Origin of the sequence: Rhizobium sp. R635, assembly GCF_002211285.1 — a bacterium.
Lineage (GTDB): Bacteria > Pseudomonadota > Alphaproteobacteria > Rhizobiales > Rhizobiaceae > Rhizobium.
In genome coordinates this window covers 62,220-84,066 of sequence record NZ_LOKX01000009.1, presented here as the reverse complement: position 1 = coordinate 84,066, position 21,847 = coordinate 62,220, and the positions used below count along the sequence as shown (strand labels likewise).

At 62.4% G+C, this 21,847-nt stretch carries 22 protein-coding genes; 19 read left to right on the top strand and 3 right to left on the bottom strand.

Annotation, left to right across the window (positions count from 1 at the left end):
* The first annotated feature begins 318 nt into the window (after positions 1-318).
* The 5 genes from ATY78_RS09325 (at position 319) to ATY78_RS09300 (ending at position 4,885) form a co-directional block, all read left to right on the top strand.
* The gene (locus ATY78_RS09325) at positions 319-1,086 is read left to right on the top strand and encodes an SDR family oxidoreductase (RefSeq protein WP_088682057.1); all 768 of its coding nucleotides are present in this window, start codon (positions 319-321) and stop codon (positions 1,084-1,086) included.
* Positions 1,083-3,122, top strand: a complete 2,040-nt coding sequence (gene uvrC, locus ATY78_RS09320; RefSeq protein ID WP_088682056.1) for an excinuclease ABC subunit UvrC — start codon at positions 1,083-1,085, stop codon at positions 3,120-3,122. Before ATY78_RS09325 ends, uvrC begins: the two co-directional genes overlap by 4 nt.
* Before the next feature lie 215 nt (positions 3,123-3,337).
* Positions 3,338-3,928, top strand: a complete 591-nt coding sequence (pgsA, locus tag ATY78_RS09315) for a CDP-diacylglycerol--glycerol-3-phosphate 3-phosphatidyltransferase (RefSeq protein WP_088682097.1) — start codon at positions 3,338-3,340, stop codon at positions 3,926-3,928.
* Positions 3,925-4,179 (top strand): molybdopterin converting factor subunit 1, encoded by a 255-nt coding sequence (gene moaD / locus ATY78_RS09310; RefSeq protein ID WP_088682055.1) that lies wholly within the window; start codon positions 3,925-3,927, stop codon positions 4,177-4,179. The genes pgsA and moaD overlap by 4 nt, the downstream gene beginning before the upstream one ends.
* 244 nt (positions 4,180-4,423) lie before the next feature.
* A complete protein-coding gene (locus ATY78_RS09300; RefSeq protein ID WP_088682053.1) occupies positions 4,424-4,885 on the top strand; it encodes a molybdenum cofactor biosynthesis protein MoaE in 462 nt (153 codons plus the stop codon).
* Here ATY78_RS09300 and ATY78_RS09295 read toward each other — a convergent pair whose 3' ends face one another.
* Positions 4,886-5,782 (bottom strand): branched-chain amino acid ABC transporter permease, encoded by an 897-nt coding sequence (locus tag ATY78_RS09295; protein WP_088682052.1) that lies wholly within the window; start codon positions 5,780-5,782, stop codon positions 4,886-4,888.
* A gap of 65 nt (positions 5,783-5,847) precedes the next feature.
* Between ATY78_RS09295 and ATY78_RS09290 the strand changes: the two genes are divergently transcribed.
* Together ATY78_RS09290 and ATY78_RS09285 are read left to right on the top strand one after the other, a co-directional pair.
* A complete protein-coding gene (locus ATY78_RS09290; protein WP_088682051.1) occupies positions 5,848-6,393 on the top strand; it encodes a CGNR zinc finger domain-containing protein in 546 nt (181 codons plus the stop codon).
* On the top strand, positions 6,390-6,893 hold the full coding sequence (locus ATY78_RS09285) for a hypothetical protein (RefSeq protein ID WP_088682050.1): 504 nt from the start codon (positions 6,390-6,392) through the stop codon (positions 6,891-6,893). Before ATY78_RS09290 ends, ATY78_RS09285 begins: the two co-directional genes overlap by 4 nt.
* A gap of 83 nt (positions 6,894-6,976) precedes the next feature.
* Here the strand turns inward: ATY78_RS09285 and ndk are convergent, their stop codons facing one another.
* Complete coding sequence (gene ndk, locus ATY78_RS09280; RefSeq protein ID WP_003574140.1) at positions 6,977-7,399, bottom strand: nucleoside-diphosphate kinase; 423 nt, start codon at positions 7,397-7,399, stop codon at positions 6,977-6,979.
* Between the two features lie 81 nt (positions 7,400-7,480).
* A complete protein-coding gene (locus ATY78_RS09275; RefSeq protein ID WP_088682049.1) occupies positions 7,481-8,170 on the bottom strand; it encodes a glutathione S-transferase family protein in 690 nt (229 codons plus the stop codon).
* Between the two features lie 136 nt (positions 8,171-8,306).
* Here ATY78_RS09275 and ATY78_RS09270 point away from each other — a divergent pair, with 136 nt between their 5' ends.
* The 12 genes from ATY78_RS09270 (at position 8,307) to ATY78_RS09215 (ending at position 21,802) form a co-directional block, all read left to right on the top strand.
* A complete protein-coding gene (locus tag ATY78_RS09270; RefSeq protein WP_088682048.1) occupies positions 8,307-8,816 on the top strand; it encodes a DinB family protein in 510 nt (169 codons plus the stop codon).
* Positions 8,817-8,962: 146 nt separating this feature from the next.
* The gene (locus tag ATY78_RS09265) at positions 8,963-10,012 is read left to right on the top strand and encodes a GGDEF domain-containing protein (RefSeq protein WP_088682047.1); all 1,050 of its coding nucleotides are present in this window, start codon (positions 8,963-8,965) and stop codon (positions 10,010-10,012) included.
* Positions 10,013-10,086: 74 nt separating this feature from the next.
* Positions 10,087-11,970, top strand: a complete 1,884-nt coding sequence (locus ATY78_RS09260) for an ABC-F family ATP-binding cassette domain-containing protein (protein ID WP_088682046.1) — start codon at positions 10,087-10,089, stop codon at positions 11,968-11,970.
* A 126-nt stretch (positions 11,971-12,096) separates the two neighbouring features.
* Entirely contained in the window at positions 12,097-12,948 is an 852-nt protein-coding gene (locus ATY78_RS09255) for a polysaccharide deacetylase family protein (RefSeq protein WP_088682045.1), read from the top strand.
* Positions 12,949-13,111: 163 nt separating this feature from the next.
* A complete protein-coding gene (locus ATY78_RS09250; protein WP_088682044.1) occupies positions 13,112-13,699 on the top strand; it encodes a TetR/AcrR family transcriptional regulator in 588 nt (195 codons plus the stop codon).
* A gap of 90 nt (positions 13,700-13,789) precedes the next feature.
* Positions 13,790-14,620, top strand: coding sequence for a transporter substrate-binding domain-containing protein (locus ATY78_RS09245; RefSeq protein WP_088682043.1), 831 nt, complete (start codon positions 13,790-13,792; stop codon positions 14,618-14,620).
* A 24-nt stretch (positions 14,621-14,644) separates the two neighbouring features.
* On the top strand, positions 14,645-15,391 hold the full coding sequence (locus tag ATY78_RS09240; protein WP_088682042.1) for an amino acid ABC transporter permease: 747 nt from the start codon (positions 14,645-14,647) through the stop codon (positions 15,389-15,391).
* Positions 15,388-16,170 (top strand): amino acid ABC transporter permease, encoded by a 783-nt coding sequence (locus tag ATY78_RS09235; RefSeq protein WP_088682041.1) that lies wholly within the window; start codon positions 15,388-15,390, stop codon positions 16,168-16,170. Before ATY78_RS09240 ends, ATY78_RS09235 begins: the two co-directional genes overlap by 4 nt.
* Positions 16,171-16,182: 12 nt before the next feature.
* Positions 16,183-16,968, top strand: a complete 786-nt coding sequence (locus ATY78_RS09230) for an amino acid ABC transporter ATP-binding protein (protein ID WP_088682040.1) — start codon at positions 16,183-16,185, stop codon at positions 16,966-16,968.
* Between the two features lie 8 nt (positions 16,969-16,976).
* On the top strand, positions 16,977-18,332 hold the full coding sequence (locus ATY78_RS09225) for an MmgE/PrpD family protein (RefSeq protein WP_088682039.1): 1,356 nt from the start codon (positions 16,977-16,979) through the stop codon (positions 18,330-18,332).
* Between the two features lie 13 nt (positions 18,333-18,345).
* Positions 18,346-19,650 (top strand): LLM class flavin-dependent oxidoreductase, encoded by a 1,305-nt coding sequence (locus tag ATY78_RS09220; RefSeq protein ID WP_088682038.1) that lies wholly within the window; start codon positions 18,346-18,348, stop codon positions 19,648-19,650.
* A 112-nt stretch (positions 19,651-19,762) separates the two neighbouring features.
* On the top strand, positions 19,763-21,802 hold the full coding sequence (locus ATY78_RS09215; RefSeq protein ID WP_088682037.1) for a prolyl oligopeptidase family serine peptidase: 2,040 nt from the start codon (positions 19,763-19,765) through the stop codon (positions 21,800-21,802).
* The last annotated feature ends 45 nt before the right edge of the window (positions 21,803-21,847 follow it).

The window sequence follows — 21,847 nt, the reverse complement described above, 5'->3', positions numbered from 1 at the left end:
AAGCATTGGCGGGGAAATTGCCAGATGTCCCTTCCGGATCGAGACTGAAATTGGAACTGAATTGCGGATTTGAAAGAGCCAAATTGTGATATCATTGTGGCTGCCGCATGGCCGAAATTCGATGTTGCTTGCGCGCAACATACAATTCATTAACCTTACTGGTAAGTTAAACTATAAATACTTATTTTAAGAAATCGCATTCTTAAATAATACATAGAATATCCCGGCCTCGGATGCAACCGCAGCCACCTATTTATATAATCTCCGCCGGCCCCTATATAGGTTGCACACAGACTCGCGGGACCAGAAGGCAAGATTTTGAACCACAAAAGACTTCGCTCAGCCCTCATAACAGGGGCTGCCAAGAGAATAGGCCGGACAATCGCCGAAGACCTTGCTGCAAATGGCTTTTCCGTTGCGATCCACGCGAACGGCTCCCTCGGCGAAGCCGAGGAGCTGGCGGCGGAATTGCGGCGAAAGGGACAAAGGGCGCTCGCGCTGCAGGCCGATCTTACCGATGTCAGTGAAGCGGGCGAACTGGTCGCTAAGGCATCGGAAGCGCTCGGACCGCTCGATCTGCTCGTCAATAATGCGTCGGTCTTCCAGCATGATTCCGCGCGCGGTTTCAACGCAGCCACATGGGCGCTGCACTTCGACCTTCATGTGCGCGCGCCCTCGATCCTTGCGGCGGCCTTCGCGCAGCAGATGCCGGCCGAGGCCGCGGGGCTGATCGTCAACATCATCGACCAGCGGGTCTGGGCGCTGAGGCCCAGTTTCTATTCCTATACGCTCTCCAAATCCGCGCTGTGGACGGCAACGCAGACGCTTGCCCAGGCCTTGGCGCCGCGCATCCGTGTCAACGCCATCGGCCCCGGTCCCTCGATGCCGAGCGAGCGGCAGTCGTTGGAGGACTTCCAAGCGCAGGTCTCAGCCCTTATCCTGCAGCGAGGGCCGGCACTGGAAGAATTCGGGCAAACGATTCGCTTCCTTTACGACACGCCCTCGATCACCGGCCAGATGATTGCCCTCGACGGCGGCCAGCACCTTGCCTGGCAGACGCCCGACGTGGCGGAGATTAAGGAATGAACGGACGAAAGCTGCCGGATGGCGGCGTTCTCTACGACGATACGGACGAGAGCGAAGACGATATCGAGGCGGAAGGCGACGTTTCCGCCTCGCCGCTTGCGGCAGCGGTCGACTGGAACGCCGGCAGCCTGAACGAGACCGGGCTCATCGGCGCCGAACTGATCGGCGAGTTCGTCAAGCGCCTGCCGAACAGCCCCGGCGTCTACCGCATGTTCAATGCCGAGGGCGACGTGCTCTATGTCGGCAAGGCGCGCAGCCTCAAGAAGCGCGTCGGCAATTACGCCGTCGGCCGCGTCCACTCCAACCGCATCGCCCAGATGGTGCGGCAGACGGCGAACATGGAATTCGTGACGACGCGCACGGAAACCGAAGCGCTGCTGCTGGAAGCGAATCTGATCAAGCGCTTGCGGCCGCGCTTTAACGTGCTGCTGCGCGACGACAAGTCGTTTCCCTATATCCTCATCACCGGCGATCACCGGGCGCCTGCCATTTTCAAGCATCGCGGCGCGCGGGCTCGAAAGGGCGACTATTTCGGGCCTTTCGCTTCGGCCGGCGCGGTCGGGCGGACGATCAATTCGCTGCAGCGCGCCTTCCTGATCCGCACCTGCACCGACAGCGTCTTCGAGACACGCACGCGGCCCTGCCTGCTCTACCAGATCAAGCGCTGTTCCGGGCCCTGCACGCATGAGGTCAGCGACGAGGGCTACGCCGAGCTGGTGCAGGAGGCGAAAGACTTCCTGTCCGGCAAGAGCCAGAAGGTGAAGTCGCACATGGCGGAAGCCATGAACCAGGCGGCCGAGGATCTCGATTTCGAAAGGGCCGCGATCTATCGCGACCGCCTGGCGGCACTCTCGCATGTGCAGAGCCACCAGGGCATCAATCCGGCCGGCGTCGAGGAGGCTGACGTTTTCGCCATCCATCACGAAGGCGGCGTTTCCTGCATCCAGGTGTTCTTCTTCCGCACAGGTCAGAATTGGGGCAACCGCGCCTATTTTCCAAAGGCCGACCCGCAACTATCAAGCGCCGAAGTGCTGAATGCCTTCCTCGCGCAGTTCTATGACGACAAGCCGGTGCCGAAGCAGATCATGCTGTCGGAAACGGTCGAGGAGCTGGAGCTTCTCGCCGCGGCGCTCAGCGAAAAGGCCGGCCACAAGGTATCCATTCTCGTGCCGCAGCGCGGCGAGAAACGCGATCTCGTCGAGCACGTGGTCGGCAATGCGCGCGAGGCGCATGGGCGAAAGCTTGCCGAGACGGCATCGCAATCGCGCCTGCTCGAAGGCTTCAAGGAAACTTTCGGGCTTGGCTATGCGCCGCAGCGCATCGAGATCTACGACAACTCGCACATCATGGGCACCAATGCCGTCGGCGGCATGGTGGTGGCGGGGCCGGAAGGCTTCGTGAAAAACCAGTACCGCAAGTTCAACATCAAATCGACCGACATCACCCCCGGCGACGACTTCGGGATGATGAAGGAGGTGATGACCCGGCGGTTCTCGCGGCTGATCAAGGAGGAAGGCATTCCCGACCGGACGGCGCAGGCAGCCGCCGCCGACGCCGCCGACATGCCCTTCCCCGCCTGGCCCGACGTGATCCTGATCGACGGCGGCCAGGGGCAGATGACCGCCGTGCGCGCGATCCTGGCCGAGCTCGGCATCACCGAGAGCGTGACGGCGATCGGCATCGCCAAGGGTGTCGACCGCGATGCCGGGCGCGAGCGCTTCTTCCCGCCGGGGCGCGAGAGCTTCACGCTGCCGCCGCGCGACCCGGTGCTCTACTTCATCCAGCGCATGCGCGACGAGGCGCATCGTTTTGCGATCGGCTCGCACCGGGCGCGGCGCAAGAAGGAAATGGTCAAGAATCCGCTCGACGAGATCGGCGGCATCGGCCCGTCGCGCAAACGCGCGCTGCTTCAGCATTTCGGCACGGCGAAGGCGGTTTCACGCGCCGCCTTGTCCGACCTGATGACGGTGGAAGGCATATCGGAAGCCGTCGCCAGGCAGGTCTATAACCATTTCCACGACGACGCCGCGAAATAACGGGCCGGCGTCGCAAATTCCACGCAAAGGCAGTGAAAAGACAGAAAGAATGTTGACGGTCCGCGGTCAAAGCCGTCATCTACCCGCATCGGGCCGAAAAATCGGAATCGATATCAGGAAAGCACGATGCGAGGATTTAAAGTGTTGCAGCGTCCTTCATGCGTCTGAAAAGACGCGCGGCGCTGGAGCGGCGCATCAATTCAGAGAACGATCCCATGGCATCGCGTGCGTACAGCATTCCCAATCTTCTGACCTACGGCCGCATCCTCGCCGTGCCGCTGATCGTTCTCTGCTTCTTCGTCGAGGGCAGGCTGTCGATCAGCAATACGGCGCGCTGGGTGGCGCTGTGGATCTTCGTCATCGCCTCGATCACCGATTTCCTCGATGGCTATCTCGCGCGCATCTGGAACCAGACGTCGAATATCGGCCGCATGCTCGATCCGATCGCCGACAAGCTGCTGGTCGCCTCGATCCTTTTGCTTGTCGCAGCCGACCAGACTATCGCCGGCTGGTCGATCTGGGCGGCGATCATCATTCTCTGCCGCGAGATCCTGGTTTCAGGCCTGCGCGAATATCTGGCGGCGCTGAAGGTCAGCGTGCCGGTGACGCGGATCGCCAAATGGAAGACGACGCTGCAACTGGTCGCCATCGCCTTCCTGCTCGCCGGCCCGGCCGGCGATGAGATTTTCCCTTATACGACACAGACCGGCATCGCGCTTCTGTGGATCGCGGCGCTGCTGACCATCTATACCGGCTACGACTATTTCCGCGCCGGGCTGAAACATATCGTGGACGACGAAGAATGACGCGGCTGGTCTATTTCGCATGGGTGCGCGAGCGCATCGGCAAGGGCGAGGAGGAGATCGACCTCCCCTCCTCCGTCGTCACCGTCGCCGATCTCCTGAATCATTTGAAGACGCTGGGCGAAGAATATGAGACGGCGCTTCAATATCCCGAGGTGATCCGCGTTGCGCTCGACATGGAACATGTCGAGCATGACGAACCGATATCGGGCGCGCGGGAGATCGGGATCTTTCCGCCGATGACGGGGGGGTAAACTCGGCCCGCTTGGGCTTCGGAAAGCTGCCAATGGGTACGACTGCGTCTTCCTTTCTCTCCCTCATTCCTGTGCCTGTCACAGGAATCCAGCCACCGCGCGTCCGCGCGGTGAATGACTTCCTTCGAGGGCGAATACTGTCTCCCGCGCCCAAGGACTTGGGCGCACTGGATTCCTGTGACAAGCACAGGAATGAGGGTGGGTGGGGATATGGCAGCGCATCAAAGCAGCGGAGGATTTCGCTGTGACCGTCACCCCCACCATCCGCGTCCAACGCGAAGACTTCGACCTGCAAGCCGAAGTCGATCTCCTCTCCAAGGGCAAAGCCGGCATCGGCGCCGTCGTGACCTTCTCCGGCCTCTGCCGCGATGAAGGCGGGACGCTCGCGGCCCTCGAACTCGAGCATTATCCCGGCATGGCCGAAGCCGAGATGACCCGCATCGGCGATCTCGCCATCGCCCGTTTCGGGCTGCTCGGGCTCACCGCCATCCACCGCTACGGCAAGATCGCCCCCGGCGAGAACATCGTGCTCGTCGTCGCAGCCGCGCCGCACCGGCAGGCGGCGTTCGACGGGGCCAATTTCGTCATGGATTTCCTGAAGACCGCCGCCCCCTTCTGGAAGAAGGAGCACGGCAAGGATGGCGCTAGCGGCGATTGGGTCGCGGCGAAAGACGCCGACGATGCGGCACGCGACAAGTGGAAGTAGTCAGAGCACTACCCGCTCCCTGCGGCTCATGACTAGGAGCAGGACGAGCAGCGAAAAGATGACGAGATCCCGCCAGACGAAGGGGCCGTAGGCGCCCCAGAGGGTTTCGACGACCGCGAGCCCGGCGGCCCCGCCCGCCGAGCGCAGCGGATCGGAATAGCCGCCGACGGCTGCGATCAGCAGCACTTTCAGCCCGAACATCAGACCGGCGCCGAAATCCATCGAACCGTAGTAGAAGGTCGCCAGGATGCCGCAGATCGTGGCGACGAGGCTGGCTGCCGCATAAGCGACGAGAAAGACGCGGTCGGCGCTGGTGCCGCAAAGCTCGGCGGCCAGCGGATCGTCGGTGACGGCCCGCCAGATGCGGCCCCAGGCCGTGCGCCTCAGGATCAGCGCGCCGATCGCGACGAGTGCTGACATCAGCGCCGTATCGACCAGCTGGATATAAGTGAGCGTCACCTTGAACGGGCCGTCGCTCCAGAAGACGACGACATCGTTCAGGAACGGCGGCAGCCAGATGGCCCGCGTATCGGCGGCAAGCCGGGCAGTCTCCATCAGCACGATCATCATGCCGAGGGCGGCGACGATGACCGTGTTCGGCGACTTCTTGACCAGCGGCATCATGATCGAGCGGCCGATCCATAAGCCTGCGCCCACCGAATAGGCGATGGAGGCGCAGGCCCCGACGGCCAAAGCCGCCGGCAGCACTAGCCAGAACCTGACGAAAGCGAGTTCCGTGAAGAGCAGCAGGATCTGGCCCGAAAAGGCGAAGATCGCGCCATAGGTGATATCGACGCGCTTCGTCACGCCGAAGGCGACGGCATAACCGAAGGCGAGCGCGGCATAGAGGGCGGCAAGCGGAACCGCATTCGCCAGCTGCTGCAGAAGATAGGCCATTCCGGACACTCCGCGTCAGCAAAATTATAACTGGTAAAACATGTTTAGCCAGTTATAATTTCATCATGAGCTTTTCCTGGACCCCTCACCGCTTTGCCGGCGGCGCACTGGCGCTCGATGTCGCCAACAGCGTCGTCCTGCGCCACGATGCCAGGCGGCGGATCGACCGTTTTGCGGTCAGGGACCAGATGCGCAGCTTTCCCAGCGCTGCCGCCGAATTCTGCGCCGAACGCGCCCTCTTCGGCGACATCACGCCGGTGGCTGAGGAGAACGAGGCGGATTTCCTCGCTCTAAGGGAAGCGATCGACCTCTATTTCCGCGAGCGTATACAGAACAGCGGCGGCGACCAGTTGCTGGCCGGCCTGCTGGAAGCGCTGGCGAAGACGCTGCGTGGCGCAAGCCCCGGCGGCCTGGCCGCCGCGACCGCCCATTCCGTGCTCCGGCTGATCGCCATGCCCGATCCGGAGCGCATGAAGATCTGCGGCAATTGCGGCTGGCTGTTCATCGATCGCAGCAAGAACAGGAGCCGCGCCTGGTGCGACATGGCGGTCTGCGGCAACCGCGCCAAGGCGAACCGGCATTATCGCCGCAAGAAGGAGGAGACGCCATGAGAAACCATTGGATCATGATGGCGGCCACCGCCGCCCTTCTGCTGTCCGCCTGCCAGCGCCAGGCCGAAAACCTCGTCGAAGTCACCGGCCATCTCTTCGTCTTCAACTATCGCGTCGCGAGCGCCACCTATCTGCTGACGCTGAAGAAGACCGGCCCCATTCCCGATGGTTCTCTCATCATCGCCGAATTCGAAAATCCGCAAGGCGGCGCCCCGCTGGTGCTGAACCAGAAAATCTATCCGATCGACGACAAGATCGCGCTGCAGAGCGAAAACCTCCATTGCGTGCGCAAGGACCGGCCCTATACGGTGAATGTCCGGCTGGTCGACAAGGACGGCAAGGTGCTGCAGCAATTGAAGACTGAGTTCCGATCCGATCTGGACCAGACGGTGCTGCCGAGCAAGCCGCTCGTCGTCGGTGCGCTTTATGAAAAGAACCCGGAGGTCTTCAAGCCGGACGGGAGCGTCGATTTTTCGAACACCGACAAATGCCCGGAATAGAACGAGCATAGAAAAAGCCGGAGCATGGCCCCGGCTTTCGAGAGTCAATTCAAGGCATTGCGAGGCAATGCCGAAGCGTGGCCTCAGCCGACGACTTCGGTATCGGAGAACCAGTACTTGATTTCCTGGGCAGCCGTTTCCGGAGCATCCGAGCCGTGGACGGAGTTTTCGCCGATCGAAAGGGCGTGAACCTTGCGGATCGTGCCTTCGTCAGCGTTTGCCGGGTTGGTCGCGCCCATGATTTCGCGGTTCTTGAGGATAGCGCCTTCGCCTTCCAGGACCTGGACGACGGTCGGGCCGGAGGTCATGCCTTCGACGAGTTCGCCGAAGAAGGGGCGATCCTTGTGAACGGCGTAGAAGCCTTCAGCTTCGCGGCGGCTCATCCAGACGCGCTTGGAGGCGACGACGCGCAGGCCGGCATCTTCGAGCATCTTGGTGATGGCGCCCGTCAGGTTGCGCTTGGTTGCGTCAGGCTTGATCATCGAGAAGGTGCGTTCAATCGCCATAGTCAAATCCTCTTGTTTCTCGGGGAAAGTGGGCGGTCTTTATCCGCCCCCACGCCCGAAAACAAGAGGCCGGCGGCAATTTCACGCCGCTGTCACAGTCCGGCCCCGGCTCTCATGGAGATCGAGGCAGCGCTCGAACCAGGCCATGACGGGATCGCCGGCGGCCAGCATGGCAAGGCCGGCGCAGACACGCAGCCATTGCAGGGCGCCGAAGACGATATAGTCGGCAAAGAGCGGTGATTGGCCGCCGATGAAGGGCTGGAACTTCAGCATATGCCGGAGCGGCTCCAGCTTGGCGGCAAAAGCCGCCTTCTCCGCCTCGCTGTCGGCGGCAACCACTTCCAGCGGATTGCCGAGCCTCACCTCGCGGCTTTCGCGGAAATAGGCTTTGTCTCCCTCATCGAGGATCGCATGGATGTCGAGAAGGGCGATCCGCATGATTGCCGGATGGATGATCATCTGGGAATAGCCTTCCACCATGCGCGACAGCGCCTTGCCGCCTTCACCGTTGAAGAGCGACGGCCGCTCGGGATAAGCCTCCTCCAGATAAAGGGCGATCGCGAAACTATCCGGGATCAGCCGGCCGTTGTCATCGAGCACCGGTAAGGTCGGGGAGACACCGCCGCCAATCGCGCGGATGCGGGTATAGGTCGTCGGAATCTCCTCGAAATCGAGCCCCTTATGCGCCAGTGCCATCACCACCTTCCAGCAATGGGGTGAGAAGAAGCGCCGTTCATCGGCGCCGCAGAGGGAATAGAGGGCTCTGGTCATGACAGTCCTTTCGAGATCGAAGCTCCGGCCATTCCACGACAGAAAGCGGCTGCGATCAAATCAGGAAATTTCATGGGCACATCACTGCGATTTGCCGGAAAACGGGCTAGACTGCCGCGACGACAAGGGAGACCGGATGCTCAGACATTACAGGATGTTCGCCGCCTATAATCGCTGGGCCAACGCCCAAGTCTATGCGGCTGCGGCCGAACTCACCGCTGCGGAATTCCGCAGCGACCGCGGCGCCTTCTTCGGCTCGCTCCATCGCACGCTCAATCATCTGCTCGTCGCCGACCGGATATGGATGAAGCGCTTCACCGGCACCGGCGATGCGCCGATGACTCTCGATGCCGTGCTCTTCGAAGAGCTGGATGCGCTTGCCGCTGCACGCGACACAGAGGACGAGCGGATCATGGCCTGGACGGGCACGCTTGACGAGACAGCCCTTGCCGCCGACTTCACCTATACGCCGGTGACGCAACCAATCGGAGTCACCCAGCCATTGTGGACTGCGCTTGCGCATTTCTTCAACCACCAGACCCATCATCGCGGCCAATGCCACATGACCCTGACGGCGCTCGGCAAGCCGAGCCTCCGGCTTGATCTCATCTATTTCCTGCGCAGCGAGGGCCGCGAATGGGTGTGAGGCAGCAGCGTCCATCAAGACTGAATTAACCGCCTTTGCCGGTTCTCCTCGCCAATCCGGCGCTTCCCTTCGCAAATTCAGCCTCTTTTAAAAGCTTGCGGGCATAGCGGAAGATGAGAAATGAGGCCGGGCCGCGAGGGATCGTCATGCAGAATGCAAGCGCAAACGCATTGGTGGCGCGCGAGGTCGTGCGCCCGGCGCCGATGGCTGATATCCAGAGGATCGCCCAGCACATGGCGCGCCTCAACGTTGCCGCACTGCCGCGCAACTATGAACTCTTCCACGAGGCGATCATCGGGCTCAATCCGGGCCTGGCGCAGGATATCGCGGCGCTTGGGCCCCAGCCGCAACAGGCGATGCTCGACGAACTCGGGCTGAAATACCGCCTCGTCGGCCATTGCGGGCTGGCAGGTGAGACGTCACGGAACGAAGCGAGCCGGATGCTGCGCGAGGTTGCCGAGCGGCTTGCCGAAGGTCTCAAGCACAAGAATGCCTTTGCGCGTGCCTGCGGCCAGATCCTGAAGTCCGTCTCGGGCCAGGAGGACCAGAGCCTTGCCGCCTTCATCAGCGAGATCGATTACCTCTCCGCCTCACTGACGGCGGTGCTGTCGGCCGAGATGGAGATCGGCGCCAGGCTGCAGGAAGACATCAAGGCGCTGGAAGTGCTGGAGCGCGGCATTTCGGCGATGCAGTCGGCCGCTGTTGCCGACAGGATCACCGGGCTCGCGAACCGCGTCGCGTTCAACCGGGTGATATCGGAACTCTACGAACGCGAAGAGGGGGCGGCCGGCTGCGCGCTGCTCATGGTCGATATCGACAATTTCGCCGACCTCAACGACCGGTACGGCACGCAGGCCGGCAACAAGCTCCTGAAGAAGCTCGCCGGCCTCTTCCGCAAATCCATCAAGAAGAACGATTTCGTCGCCCGCACCGAGGCCGATGAATTCGGCTTCCTGTTTTCCAATGTCGGCATGCAGGATGCCATGGCGATCGCCGAGCGGCTGCGCAGCTCCGTCGAGGACAATCTCGTCTTCTCGACTTCGGACAAGGCCGATCCCGGCAGGCTCACCGTCTCGATCGGCGTGGCGCTGAGCGCCGATGCGGCAACGCCGGGACAGTTGCAGGCCAATGCGCGCGTGGCACTTCTCGCAGCGCAGTCGAACCGCCGCCTGCCGGTGCAGGCTTTCGGCCGCTGAGGCCGTGAGACATGCGCTCCCGTCTTGGTGAAGCACTCTTGCCTTGACGGGCGCTTTCGGCCAAAACGCCGGCCATGATCACGATCACAGACATTTCCGCCCGCATCGCCGGACGCCTGCTTCTCGACAATGCCAGCGTCTCTTTGCCTTCGGGCACGAAGGCAGGCCTCGTCGGGCGCAATGGCGCCGGCAAGTCCACGCTGTTTCGCGTCGTCACCGGCGATCTCAGCGCGGAGACCGGATCGGTGTCGATCCCGAAGGGCGCGCGCATCGGCCAGGTGGCGCAGGAAGCGCCCGGAACCGAGGATTCGCTGATCGAGATCGTGCTTGCGGCCGACAAGGAACGCGCGGCACTGCTTGCCGAAGCGGAAACGGCGAGCGATCCGCACCGCATCGCCGAAATCCAGATGCGCCTCGTCGATATCGACGCGCATTCGGCCGAAGCGCGCGCGGCAAGCATTCTCGCCGGCCTAGGCTTCGATCAGGCTGCGCAAGCCCGTCCCGCCTCCTCCTTCTCCGGCGGCTGGCGCATGCGCGTGGCGCTTGCGGCCGTGCTGTTTGCCGAGCCGGATCTGCTTCTGCTCGACGAGCCGACCAACTATCTCGATCTCGAAGGTACGATGTGGCTGGAGGACTATATCCGCCGCTATCCGCACACCGTCATCATCATCAGCCACGACCGCGACCTCTTGAACAACGCGGTCAATTCCATCGTGCATCTCGACCAGAGGAAGCTCACCTTCTACCGCGGCAATTACGACCAGTTCGAGCGGCAGAAGGCGGAAGCCGACGAATTGCAGACGAAAGCCAAGGCGAAAAACGAAGCGGCGCGCAAGCATCTGCAGAGCTTCATCGACCGCTTCAAGGCCAAGGCCTCGAAGGCGCGCCAGGCGCAATCGCGCGTCAAGGCGCTCGAGCGCATGGGGACGGTTGCTGCCGTCATCGAGGACCATGTGCAGCCGATCACCTTCCCCGAGCCGGAGAAGCAGCCGGCCTCGCCGATCGTGGCAATCCAGGGCGGCGCCGTCGGCTATGCGCCCGGCAAGCCGATCCTGAAGAACCTCAGCCTGCGCATCGACAATGACGACCGCATCGCCCTGCTCGGCTCGAACGGTAACGGCAAATCGACCTTCGCCAAATTCATCTCCGGCCGGCTCGCGCCGGAAAGCGGCGAGCTCAAGCTCGCGCCGGGCCTGAAGATCGGCTTCTTCGCCCAGCACCAGCTCGACGACCTCATTCCTGAGCAGTCGGCGGTGGAGCATGTGCGCCGGCTGATGCCCGCCGAGCCGGAGGCCAAGGTGCGCGCCCGCGTCGCGCAGATGGGACTGGCGACGGAGAAGATGGCAACCGCCGCCAAGGACCTTTCCGGCGGCGAAAAGGCCCGCCTGCTGATGGGGCTTGCCGCCTTCCATGCGCCGAACCTGCTCATCCTCGACGAGCCGACCAACCATCTCGATATCGACAGCCGCCGCGCGTTGATCGAAGCGCTGAACGACTACGACGGCGCGGTCATCCTGATCTCGCACGACCGCCATCTGATCGAGGCGACGGTCGACCGCCTCTGGCTGGTCAATGGCGGCACCGTCACCAGTTTCGAAGGCGACATGGACGAATACCGGGACCTGATCGTCAGCTCCGGCAGAAAAAAAGAAGAGAAGCCGCAGGCTGCCGACGAGACGACATCGAAGGCCGACCAGCGCAAGCTCAATGCGGAAAAGCGCGCCTCGCTGACGCCGCTCAGGAAAAAGATCAACGAAATCGAATCCTTGACGGCCAAGCTGGAGAAACAGATTCAGGCGCTTGATGCAGAACTTGCAGACCCCGCCCTCTATGAGAAAACGCCCGCCAAGGCCGCCGAGAAGGCAAAGCAGCGCGGCGAAGCCGCGGCAAAACTCGCCGCCGCCGAAGAAGATTGGCTGATGCTGTCGGCCGAATATGAAGAGGCGATGGCAGGATAGCCACAGCCATCAATGAAACGCGGCGAAGCGCCGCGTTTCGGCACAATTCCGGCCGATCTCAACCGATCGTTAACCATAATTCGAAAGGTTGCCTCAACATTCATTACTGATTTGTTGAGCCCTTTCATGCACCGCTTTCTCGTTCTGTCCTGCATCGCCCTGACAGCTGCCCTCACCGCTTGCAGCACGACCAGACAAACTCCCGATACATCGATCAAGACCTCCTCGGTCATTGCGCCCGAAGGGCAGAAGCCGACCGACAAGAGCGACGATGATGCCGCAGCGCCGCTCCTTGCCGGCCCGCATCATCTGGCGGGGCGGACGCTGGAGGTCTCCTCACTTGCAGATCTCAAGCTCGACAAGAAGGAAGTGATCCTGAGCTTCGACGATGGTCCAGTGCCCGGGCGGACGGATAAGGTACTGGCAACCCTCGACCAGTTCGGCGTCAAAGGCGCCTTCATGATGGTCGGCCAGATGGCCGAAATGCATCCGGCGCTCGCCCGCAAAGTGGCGATGGACGGCAACACGATCGGCAGCCACACCTACCGGCACGCCAATCTGAATGCGCTGAGTTTCGACGCCGCGATGGCCGAAGTGATGAAAGGCGAGATGGCGGTGACGAAGGCGACCGGAACGGATGTCTCCTTCTTCCGCTTCCCCTATCTTGCCGAGAGCCACAAGCTGCGCGCCGCAATCGCCATGCACGAGATGGTGGTCATGGATGTCGATATCGACAGCAAGGATTATTTCACCGGGACGCCGGTCTCGGTGACGCAGCGGACCATGGACCTGCTGCACAAACGCGGCCGCGGCATCATTCTGATGCACGACATCCACAGGCGCACCGCAACGATGCTGCCGGCCCTGCTTTCGAAACTCGAAGCCGAAGGCTACAAGGTCGTGACGCTGAAATTCAAGAAGACACGCGCCCCCAGCAATCTCGTCGCCTCAGCCGATTTGGTGACGACGACCCGTTGAGGCGGGTTGCCAGGCAGGCGCTCGGGAGGAGTCGACCAAAGCGGCGTCTCGGGCGGAGGATTTTTCAACGCGCGCGCCGAATTGAAAAAATTAAATCTATAAAATCCATTTCAATAGTGGTCTTCTCTGAGAAAGAACGTTCCGTCTCTCTCTTTGGGTCCTCATGCCTTCCACAGCTGCTCAGTTTCCGCTTCGCGAGACAATCATCAATGCGATTAGCGATCTTTTCTACCGGCGCGGAACATATCTGGTCGGCATCGACGAGATCGTTCGGGAACTGAAGATTGCCCGCGCGACCCTCTACCGCCATTTCGGCGGCAAAGAAGATCTCATCGTTACCTATCTCAGGCACCGCCATGCGTTGGTCAGCGGCCAACTGGAGACGCTGATCGCCGGCAAAAGCGATGCGCCGGCCGTTCTCTCCATCTTCGACAGCCTGGCCGACAAGACACGCAGCGAAACTTTCCGCGGCTGCGCTTTCCTCATCGCGGTAACGGAAAATCCCGGCTCGGTCGCCGTGCGCAACGTGGCGTACGAGCATAAGGCATTTCTTCGCGAACTCTTCGGCCGGCTCGTCCCGCCCGGCCCTACCCATGATGACCTCAGCGAGCAATTGCTCGTTCTCTATGAAGGCGCGCTTGCCGGATCGGTGCTGCGGCCGGAAGCAAGGCCCGCAGAAGTTGCCCGAAAGACGGCTGAGGCTCTTCTCCAGGCCAGTGGCGGCGTCTCCTTCCCGCGCAGCAAGCATTAACGATCTAAACAGTCAGTTCAAAAGAGCCAGCATTTGCTCGGGGACATGAACTGATCCTCTACCTTCCTTTCAAAACGGAGCTGAAAAACTATGTCACGTAAAATTTTCCCGAAGGCGCTCCTGGCCGTCTCGATTTCCTTGCTGGCGGCAACGCAGGCATTCGCGGATGCGACGCTCGATCGCATCAAAGCCCGCGGCACCCTCACCGTCGGGGTCATCCTGTCGGGCGCGCCCTTTGGCTATATCGATCCGACCTCGCAGACGCAGAAGGGATACAATCTCGATATTGCCAAGGCGCTCGCCGACGATCTCGGCGTCAAACTCGAAACGGTGACCGTCACGCCCCCGAACCGGGTGCAGTTTCTCCAGCAGGGCAAGGTCGATATTCTGATTGCCAATATGCAATACACGGAAGACCGCGCCAAAGTGCTCGACTGGGTGCCGACGCCCTATGACCGCAGCGGCGGCGCTGCCGTCGGACGCAAGGACAGCGGCCTGAAGGACTGGGCGGATCTCAAGGGAAAGCCGGTCTGCGTTTCACAGGGGTCGAACTTCACCCAGCCGCTCATCGAACAGTACGGCGCCGAGGTCAAAGGCCTGCCGAGCCAGCCGGAGTCGCTGCTGGCGCTGCAGGGCGGCAATTGCGTCGCGGCCGTCCATGTCGGCGCAACCGTCGGCCTGCTGCTGGAGGATCGGCCCGAGGAGTGGAAGGACTACACCATTCTCTTCCCGACCGAGCTGCTCCCTTCCGATTCCGTCATCTGGGTGCGAAAGGGCGAGAAGGACACGGCCGAGGCACTCGATAAGACGATCCGGCAGCTCCATACGTCAGGAAAGCTTCTGGAATTTGCGAAGGCGAACCGTCTCCGCAATACCGAATATCTCGAACAGGAGCGCAACACCCTGTCGGCCAGCAAATAAGACAGGTTGCACCGGCGGATCGATATGCGGGATACAAGCCTGACCAGCCTGTTCGTCGACATGACGAACAGGCTCGGCCTCAACTACGAGTTCCTGGCAACGGGTTACGAGGCGCAGATATGGCGTGATGGTTTCATCACCACGCTTTATCTGATCGCCTTGCTGATCCCCGTCAGCCTGATTGCCGGGCTGCTGTTTGCCGCCTGCCTGACATCGGGCAGGCCCTGGCTATCGGCGCCGGTGCGCGCCTTCGTGGAAATCACGCGAAACACGCCGACGCTGGTGCAGCTGATGTTCAGCTTCCTTGTGCTCAACACCTTCGTGTCGAACCTGGTCGGCGGCGCACAGAACAATCCGCTGACGCCGTTCTTCTGGGTGGTGGCGGTGGTGGGGCTGCACATCGCTGCCTTGCACGCCGAGGCGATCCGCGCCGGCATCGAGGCCGTACCGTCGGCCACCGTGGAGGCGGCGCGCGGCACCGGCTTCAGCAAGCTGCAGATCCTTCGTTACGTCGAAATTCCACTGGCGTTCCGGGCATCGCTTCCGGCGATCGTCAACAATCTCATCAACCTCGTGAAACTGACGACGGTGGGCAACGCGATTGCGGTCAGCGAGATCACCTATGCCTCGATCATGGTCTGGACACAGCGCGACAACGTCGTGTCGCTGATGATCGTCATCCTGCTGTTCTTCAGCCTCATCAATCTCGCCGTTGCCCGCATCGGCCTATGGGTGGAGCGCAAGCTCGCCGTGCCGGGGTATGGCCTATGACGACATTCGCGCTTTCCGAGCCGCGCAAGGGCGGCCACCTGCTGCGCAATATCGGTTTCGTGGCGTTGCCGCTCGTCATCCTCCTCTGGTCACTGACCGATCTCACGCTCGGTCGCGAACTGGTGACGTGGTTTCCCTATCTCGCCTCCGGCTTCGTGATGAACGTCGTCATCAGCCTGTGCGCGATGACACTCGGAACCTCGGTCGGAGCCGTGTTCGGCATCCTGGAACTGGCGCCCTACAGGCTGGTGCGCTACCCTGTGGTCGCCTATGTGCAGGTCTTTCGCAACGCGCCGCATCTCGTGCTGATCTTCGCGACGACTTACATCTTTCCCTTCGAGGTCGTGGTCGCCGGCAACTACCTGCCTTTCCCCGATTGGCTGAAGGCAGTGATCGGGCTTGCCATACCGGCCAGTGCCTATGTGGCGGAAATCACCCGCGGCGCCATCCTTTCCATCCCGACCACGCAATGGGAAGCGGCAAAGGGACTGGGCTTTTCGCGCGGCCAGGCGCTGCGCTGGATCATCCTGCCGCAATGCCTGCGGCGCTCGCTGCCGCCATGGATGAACATATTGGCCTCCATCACCATGGGCACTTCGCTCGCCTCGCTGGTCGGCGTGCACGAACTGCTGCATGCGGCGACCGATGCCAGCACATCAGTGCGCCGCCTCGATTTCACTATTATCGCCTATATCGTGGTGATGGCCGCCTTCTTCACGCTTTGCTACCCGATCTCGCGACTGACCCGGCGCCTCGAGCGACGTCTCAACGCGGCCTGAGGATTTGAGACGATGAACACGAAAACCGACGAAACGATCGTGCGACTGGAAGACGTACACCTGTCCTTCGGCCAGACCGAGGTGCTGAAGGGTATCGACCTGACCGTCAACAGGGGCAATGCGGTCTCCATCATCGGCCCCTCCGGTTCGGGAAAGTCGACCATCCTGCGCTGCATCAACGCATTGGTGACGCCCCAGCGCGGGCGCATCACGGTCAACGGCACCCGTGTCGACCAGTTGGCCGGGGAAGCCGAACGCATCGCACTGCGCAAACGCGTCGGCATCGTCTTCCAGCAATACAATCTCTTTCCTCACCTGACGGTGCTGGACAATATCGTGCTGGCCCCGACCCGCATCCTCGGCGTCGAACCGCGGGAGGCGGAGAAACTCGCACGCGAACTGCTCGACAAGGTGCGGCTCTCCGAAAAAGCCGGCGCCTATCCCGGCCAGCTTTCCGGCGGCCAGCAGCAGCGCGTGGCGATTGCCCGTGCGCTGGCGATGAAGCCGGAACTGGTGCTGTTCGACGAAGTGACCTCGGCGCTCGACCCCGAGACCGTCGGCGAGGTGCTGTGGGTGATCCGCGATCTCATCCGCGACGGCATGACAAGCATTCTCGTGACCCACGAAATGCGCTTCGCCGAGGAAATCAGCGACATCGTCGTCTTCACCGAAAACGGACGCATCGTCGACCAGGGCTCCCCTAACGAGATTTTCCATACGTTCGACAATCCCCGTATCCGCCAATTCGTCGGCGGGCTGGCCGGTGGGCGCGGGTCGATGCACGGCGAAGGCATCTAGGATTCGTCATGACGAGCACATCAGCGCCGCTGACTTCTGCATTCGCCCGGGCGATCGTCTCCTCCGATCCATCGAAAGATGCCGCGGCGATGGATGTGGCCCGCACGGCGATCATCGATTTTCTCGCCTGCGCGATCCCGGGCGCCCGGGACCGCACGACCGGCATCCTGGCCGATACCGTCGGGGCCGGCCTGCCGGGCGAAGCAGTGCTGATCGGAAGCGCGCGCCAAACCGATCCGCTTGTTGCCGCCGTCGTCAACGGTCATGCCGGCCATGTACTCGACTATGACGACGTGCACGCAAGCGTGCGCGGCCATCCGACCACCGTCATCATCCCGGCGCTGCTGGCTTTCGCCGCCGAGCGCGTGTTTTCCGCGGATGCGCTGGTCGCCTCCTATATCGTCGGGTTGGAAGCCATGGCGCGGCTCGGACTGTCGCTCGGCTCGAAGCATTACGAGAACGGTTTTCATGCCACGGCAACGCTCGGCACAGTGGGCGCGGCGGCCGCAATCGCGCATCTGACGCGGGCCTCCATCGACGAGACGGCCGTTACGCTCGGCCTTGCGGCAACGCAATCGTCCGGCCTGCGGCTGCAATTCGGCAGCGACGCCAAGCCTTTCCATGCCGGCATGGCGGCGCGATCAGGCCTCCTGTCGGCGCGACTGGCGGCCGCCGGTTTCGGCGGTGTACCCGATTTCCTCGACAATCCGGTCGGCTTCCATTCGGCCTATGCCTTCGGTGCCGAACGCCTGTCCGCCTTGACCGAGAACTGGGGTTCGCCCTGGCAGATCGTGGCGCCCGGGCTGACATTGAAGGCCTATCCCTGCTGCACCGCCAGCCACCCGGTCGCCTCTCTCGGGATCGACCTCAACCGCGAAGGCCTCAGCGCCGACGCAATCGAGCAGGTCATGTTCACCTACCCGCCCGGCGCCGATGCCGCTTTGGTGGTGAGCCAGCCGACAAACGGGATCGAGGCGCGCTTCAGTCCCGAATACGTGTTCGCCGCCGCCCTCATCGATGGGGCTCTGCGGCTCGACCATTTCGACGAGCAGCCTGCTGCGCCGCGGCTGATGGAACTGGCCCGGCGCGCCGGTCGCCGTCATGACGAGAGCGCGCCGCGCATGTCGAGCGATCCCCGGACCCGCTTCGTGATCGTCGATATCCTGCTTCGCGACGGCAGCACGATACGCCGCCGCTTCGAAGGCCTGCCGGGGATCACCGATCCGACCGAAAAATTTCGCGAGGCGACGGCGCACCATCCCGCCTACGCGGATATCCCGTCGCTCGTCCGAACAATGAGCAGCGCCGCCGATCTTCGCCGATTGCTGGCGCTGCTCAACCAGGATGTCGTCCCAAACTTCTGACGAAGGATTTGCCATGACCCGTAAAAGAGAAATCCATCTGGGCCTGTTCCTGCAAGGAGCCGGCCACCACGTATCCGGCTGGCGTCACCCTCACGCCGAGGCGGGAAGCGAGAATTTCGACCTGCTGCGGCGCGTGTCGCAGATCGCCGAAGCGGCGAAATTCGACATGGTGTTTCTGGCCGACGGATTGACCAGCGGCGCCGATGCGCATCCCTCGACGATCGCGCGCTTCGAACCCTTGACGCTGCTGTCCGCGCTGGCTGTCGTGACCGACAAGATCGGGCTCGCGGCAACCGCCTCCACGACCTACGGCGAGCCTTATCATACCGCCCGCGCCTTCGCCTCGATCGATCACTTGAGCCACGGCCGCGCCGCCTGGAATATCGTCACGACCTCTTACGCCCGCACGGCGAACAATTTCTCCGTGGCGCATCCGGAGCATGACGAGCGTTATGCCGTGGCCGAGGAATTCGTCGATGTCGTGCGCGGCCTCTGGGACAGCTGGGACGACGATGCCTTCGTCAAGGACAAGCAGAGCGGCGTCTATGCCGATCCCGCCAAGCTTCATATCCTTGATCACAAGGGCAAATATTTCTCGGTCAAAGGGCCGTTGAACATTCCGCGCGCGCCGCAGGGCCATCCGATCCTGATCCAGGCCGGGTCGTCCGGTCCGGGCCAGGACCTCGCCGCCCGCACCGCCGACGTCGTATTCACCGCGCAGCAGAGCCTCGAGGAGGCGCAGGCCTTCTACAGAAGCGTCAAGGAGCGCGTCGTCCATTTCGGACGCCGGCCGGACGACGTCGCCGTCATGCCGGGCTTCCTGCCGGTGATCGGGCGCACGGCCAAGGAAGCCGCGGACAAGCTTGCGGAACTGGACAAGTGGACCGATATCAAAAGCGCCATGCCGCTTCTGGAAGAACGCATCGGCCACAGCCTTGCCGATTACGATGTGGATGGCCCTTTGCCGGACCTTCCGATCTCCGATCAGCTTCGCAGCCGCGCCGAGCTTTTGACTGCGCTTGCCAGACGCGAGAACCTGACCATCCGGCAGCTGGCGCTGCGCGTTGCCGCCGGCCGCGGCCATCATATCGTGCTTGGAACGCCAGCCGAGATCGCCGACCGGATGCAGCTCTGGTTTGAAAGCCGCGCCGCCGATGGCTTCAACGTCATGCCGCCGTTTTTTCCCGAAGGGCTGGAAGATTTCACGCAAATGGTCGTGCCGATGCTGCAGGAGCGCGGCCTTTTCCGCACCGAATATGAGGGCGCGACCCTCCGCGATCATCTCGGGCTCGCGCGGCCGGCGCGAATTTCGCGCTAACTGCGCGGAATATCGGCGGCTGTGCTGCACATCGCGCTTTCCGAAATCGATTCCGATTTCCGGGCCGATGGGGTAGATCTGTGCGACGTCAACGGAATCAGGCAGGTCGGACATGAATCTTCACCTCGAAACGGACGACGACCTCCGCACCCGCCAGTTCATCGACGAGCACAATGCGCATTCCGACACGGTGCTCAGAACAGCCGAGTTCGCCGCGGACCGCGATGCGATCAAGGCGCTGATCGAGCGGCAGGATAGGCTCATCGTCCCGCTTCGGCGAGGCGATTGGCTGTTCGACTTCCGTCAGACCAAGGACAATCCACTCGGCGTCTGGCTTCGCCTGCCCGCCGACCAGAACCCTTTGCCCGATGCCGATTGGGAGCCGGTCTTCGACCTCGACGCCTTCTGCGCCAGCGAGGGCAAGCGCTGGAACTGGCGCGGCGCCGTGACTTGCGCATGGGAGCCGACGCGAGTGCTGCTCGTCCTTTCGGACGGCGGCTCCGATCTCATCCGGCTGCTCGAATTCGACTCGGGAACAAAACAGGTCGTCGAGGGCGGCTTCGACACGCCCGCCGTGCGATCGCATGCCACCTGGCTGAGCCGCGACGAAATCTGCTATTTCGGCTCCATCGATCGATTTTCGGCAACCCGCTCCGGATGGCCGCGCGTCGGCCGGCGGTTGAAGCGCGGGCAGCGGCCGGAAGATGCCGCCATCATGTTCGAAGCTGCGGACGAGGACGTCTACGGTTCCAATATCGTCATCGATCCCACCCTGTCGGGGGCTTCGGCAGATGCCGGATTGATCGAGATTTTCGTCGCCGGCCATGAGATCGGCGTCTCAAGCGCGTTCCTCATCGCAGACGACGGAACGCGGCGGCGCATCGATCTGCCTGAAGAAGCCGACTTTCACTTCAATCGCGATCATTGCCTCTGGCGCGCAAAAACCGATGAGCGCGTTCCCACGGGTAGCCTCGTGCTGCAACGTTTCGACCCGAAGTCCCAGACGATACTCGGGCCGGAGCGTGTCCTGTTCCAGCCTGGCGAGGGCCAGTCCGTCTCACAGATCATGCTGATGCGTGAATGGTGCGTCTTCATGATTTCCGATCGGCTGCGTCCGCGTCTGATGGTGCTGGACCTGACAAGAGCTGATACCGAACAATGCGAGATCGCGCTGCCCGCGAACATGCAAACAGCTTATTTCAGGCCGCTGCACGCGGATCTGCACCTCGGCGACGATACGCTCTACATCGTCGGTCAGGGCTTTCTCCAGCCTCCGGCCTGTTACCGGCTGGAACTCTCGGATCGCAGCAGAAAGCCCGAACCGATTTTCGTCGCGGCTGCGCCGAGTTATTTCGACGCAACGGATATGTCATCCGAACTGCTGGAAGCCGTCTCGGAAGACGGAACGAAAGTGCCCTACCGGCTGGTCTTGCCGAGGCGGTGGACCAAGGGGGCGCTGCCGGTGCTGCTTTACGGCTATGGCGGCTTCGACGTCTCGCTGTCGCCGACCTATTCCGGCGTGACCGGACGCTGGCTGGAGCAAGGCGGCGCCTATGTGCAGGCCTATATCCGCGGCGGCGGCGAATTCGGACCCGACTGGTATCGCAGCGCCAAGCGGCAGGGACGGGACAAGGCCTTTGCCGATTTCGTCGCCATCGCCCGCGATCTCGTCGCCCGCGGCTACACCGTGCCGTCGCGGATCGCCTGCCAGGGCGGCAGCAATGGCGGCCTGCTGACAGGCGTCATGCTGACGCGCTACCCAGAGGATTTCGGCGCCGTCTGGTGCCAGGTGCCGGTGCTCGACATGACGCGCTTCCACCTGTTCAGCGCAGGAAAAGCCTGGATGGACGAATATGGCGACCCGGACACGCCGGTAGACCGGGATTTCATGCTCGGCTATTCGCCGCTTCACAATGTCAGCCCCGCGAGCGACGTGACTTACCCGCCGGTCTATATCGAAAGTTCCGCCAATGACGACCGCGTGCATCCCTCGCATGCGCGCCGCTTTGCCGCGCGGCTGGAGGAAGCAGGGCACCGGCCGCTCTTCCACGAATTCGGCTCGGGCGGGCATGGCGGCGACGGCAATTCCGAAGAGCGCGCCGCGCGCGCGGCGATGGGTTACAGCTTTCTTCGCCAAACTATCATGAGGTAGACGGGCGATCATGCGATAGAATGGACGAGGAGAGCTTGTCGGCGC